Genomic DNA, 2747 nt, shown 5'->3' on the forward strand with positions numbered 1-2747 from the left:
CAATTCTTCCACCTAAAACATTCAGCCCTTTATGTAAGGCTTCATTCTCGACGAATGCACGCTGATAGCCTTTATTGGCAATTTGTAAAATATAAGGAACTGTCACATTCGTCAGCGCCATCGTTGAAGTCCGAGGTACTGCCCCAGGCATATTCCCGACCGCATAATGGACAACGCCATGTTTCACATATGTCGGATTAGCGTGCGTAGTGACATGTGTGGCTGTTTCAAAAATCCCGCCCTGATCAATGGCAACGTCGACAATGACTGATCCTTCCTGCATTAGGCAGACCATTTCTTCAGTGACCAGTTTCGGAGCCTTTGCACCCGGAATAAGTACCGCGCCAATCACCACATCAGATTCTGCAACAGTATCTGCAATCGTGTAAGGACTCGACATCAATGTCGTGATACTATTGCCAAAAATATCATCAAGCTCACGCAGTCGATCTGGACTCACATCAAGGATTGACACTTGTGCCCCAAGGCCAACTGCAACCTTTGCGGCATTCGTACCGACGACACCTCCGCCAATGATCGTGACCTTACCTCTGTTCACGCCTGGCACGCCGCCAAGCAAGACACCCTTTCCTCCACGGGATTTTTCCAGGAATGATGCCCCAATTTGAGTGGCCATCCTGCCAGCAACCTCACTCATCGGTGTCAGTAATGGTAACGTCCTATTTGGCAGCTGCACGGTCTCGTAGGCAATCGCCACGACTTTCTTTTCAACCAACGCCTCTGTCAAAGGGCGATCCGCTGCCAGATGTAAATACGTAAACAAGATCAGTCCATCATAAAAATATTGATATTCATCAGGTGTAGGCTCCTTCACCTTAACAACCATTTCGCTTTTCCATACTTCTGCGGCGGTTTCAACAATCAACGCGCCAGCTTCCATGTAAAGCTCATCGATAAAACCTGAATTCAGTCCCGCTCCTTTTTCCACATAGACCTGGTGCTGATGCTGAACTAGCTGCATCACTCCCGCCGGTGTGAGCGCGACCCTGTTCTCATTGTTTTTAATCTCTTTAGGCACACCAATTTTCATTGTCCATCTACCTCTCTGGTAATATATTGGAATCTCATTGGACATTGTGCAAAACACTCGTAATCCTTAAAACTACCAAGGATTACGAGTGTCAAAGTTGGTTGTTAAAAATCTTCTACTGAATCGCCTTCAACTCATCCGTCAGGGTTTGTATGATAAACTGAAGATCCTCCATTTCAATATTCAAAGGCGGAGATAAAGTCAGCACATTGTTATACCCAGCAACGGTTGCCCCATTTTTACCAATGATGAGTCCCTTTCCCTTACAGCCGCCAATGACTTTGTTTACAAGGTCAACTCCAAGCGGTTCTTTAGACTCCTTATCCTTTACCAGCTCGATGCCAACAAGCAGCCCTTTCCCGCGAACATCTCCAACAAACGGATGGTCAGCCAGTTGCGAAGCCAAACTTTGTTTCATGTAATCTCCAAGCTCCCTCGACCGGTCAAACAGCTGCTCTATTTCCATGATTTCAAGATTCTTCAAAGCCAGCGCACAGGCAGCCGGATTTCCTCCAAACGTATTCACATGACGGAAATAATCATATTCCTCTGAGCCTTTAAAAGCTTCATAGATATCCTTACGAACTGCTGTGGCCGATAATGGAAGATAGGCACTCGTAATTCCCTTTGCCATTGTGATAATATCAGGCTTAACGCCATAATTCATGAAGCCAAAAGGCTTACCAGTACGGCCAAATCCACATATAACTTCATCAACAATCAGCAGCGCACCATGCTTTTCGCAAACCTCCTTTACACCCTTCATATACTGTTCCGGCGGAACAAGAATCCCGCCTCCAGTAATGATCGGCTCCATGATCACACCAGCAATCGTCTCACTTAACTCCCAGGTCATCACCCGGTCGATATCCTTCACGGATTCCAACTCACTTGCCGGAGCATCCACCTTATCCTTGCCGCGGTACAAATCCGGCGGCGCCACATGCAGGAACCCAGGTGCCAGCGGCTCATACTTATACTTCCGCTGGGCCTGGCCAGTTGCCGCCAATGAGCCCATCGAATTACCATGGTAAGCACGATAGCGCGAGATGAACTTGTATCGGCTACCCTCTCCTTTTTGCTGGTGGTACTGCCTTACGAGCTTGAACGCGGTTTCATTCGCTTCAGACCCGCTGTTGGAAAAGAAAATCACATACTCATCACCGAGCATTTCATTCAATTTTTCCGCAAGCTTAATTGCCGGGATATGGCTCTGGCTGAGCGGAAAATAAGCCATTTGCTTTAGCTGTTCATAGGCAGCCTCCGCAAGCTCCTCCCGGCCGTATCCGACATTCACACACCACAGGCCGGCCATACCATCCAAATAACGTTTTCCATTATGATCCGTAACCCAAGAACCCTCAGCCTTCTCCGCAATTAATGTACTATCCGGACTGTACGGCTTCATCGAATGCCAAACATAATCGCGATCCTTCGTAAGAAAATCTTCACCTTGTTTAATCTTTGTCATTCCTGCCTTCCTCCTACTTTCAGGCTTTTATAAAAACATTCTCATGCAAGCAATCGATTAATAATCAAATCTAGAAGTGATCATCTTTTTACGAGTAAAGAAGTTCACTCCATCCTTGCCATTCACATGCAGGTCTCCGTAGAAAGAATCCTTCCATCCTGAGAATGGGAAGAAGGCCATTGTTGCCGGAACGCCAACATTGACTCCCAGCATTCCTGCATCTGC

Annotated in this window: 3 protein-coding genes; all 3 read right to left on the reverse strand. The window is 47.0% G+C overall.

Going from position 1 to position 2747, the window contains the following annotated elements; genetic code table 11:
- Positions 1 to 1051, reverse strand: a 1051-nt coding sequence (ald, locus tag WB217_RS13305) for an alanine dehydrogenase (protein ID WP_423993697.1), incomplete at its 3' end; no start/stop codon positions are given.
- Between the two features lie 115 nt (positions 1052 to 1166).
- Positions 1167 to 2522: an aspartate aminotransferase family protein gene (locus WB217_RS13310; RefSeq protein ID WP_423993698.1), complete on the reverse strand. Its 1356-nt coding sequence runs from the start codon at positions 2520 to 2522 to the stop codon at positions 1167 to 1169.
- 57 nt (positions 2523 to 2579) lie between these two features.
- Positions 2580 to 2747 (reverse strand): aldehyde dehydrogenase family protein (locus WB217_RS13315; RefSeq protein WP_423993699.1); only part of this gene is annotated, 168 nt, incomplete at its 5' end.

The sequence above is a fragment of the Mesobacillus sp. genome (assembly GCF_049588175.1).
GTDB lineage: Bacteria > Bacillota > Bacilli > Bacillales > Cytobacillaceae > Mesobacillus.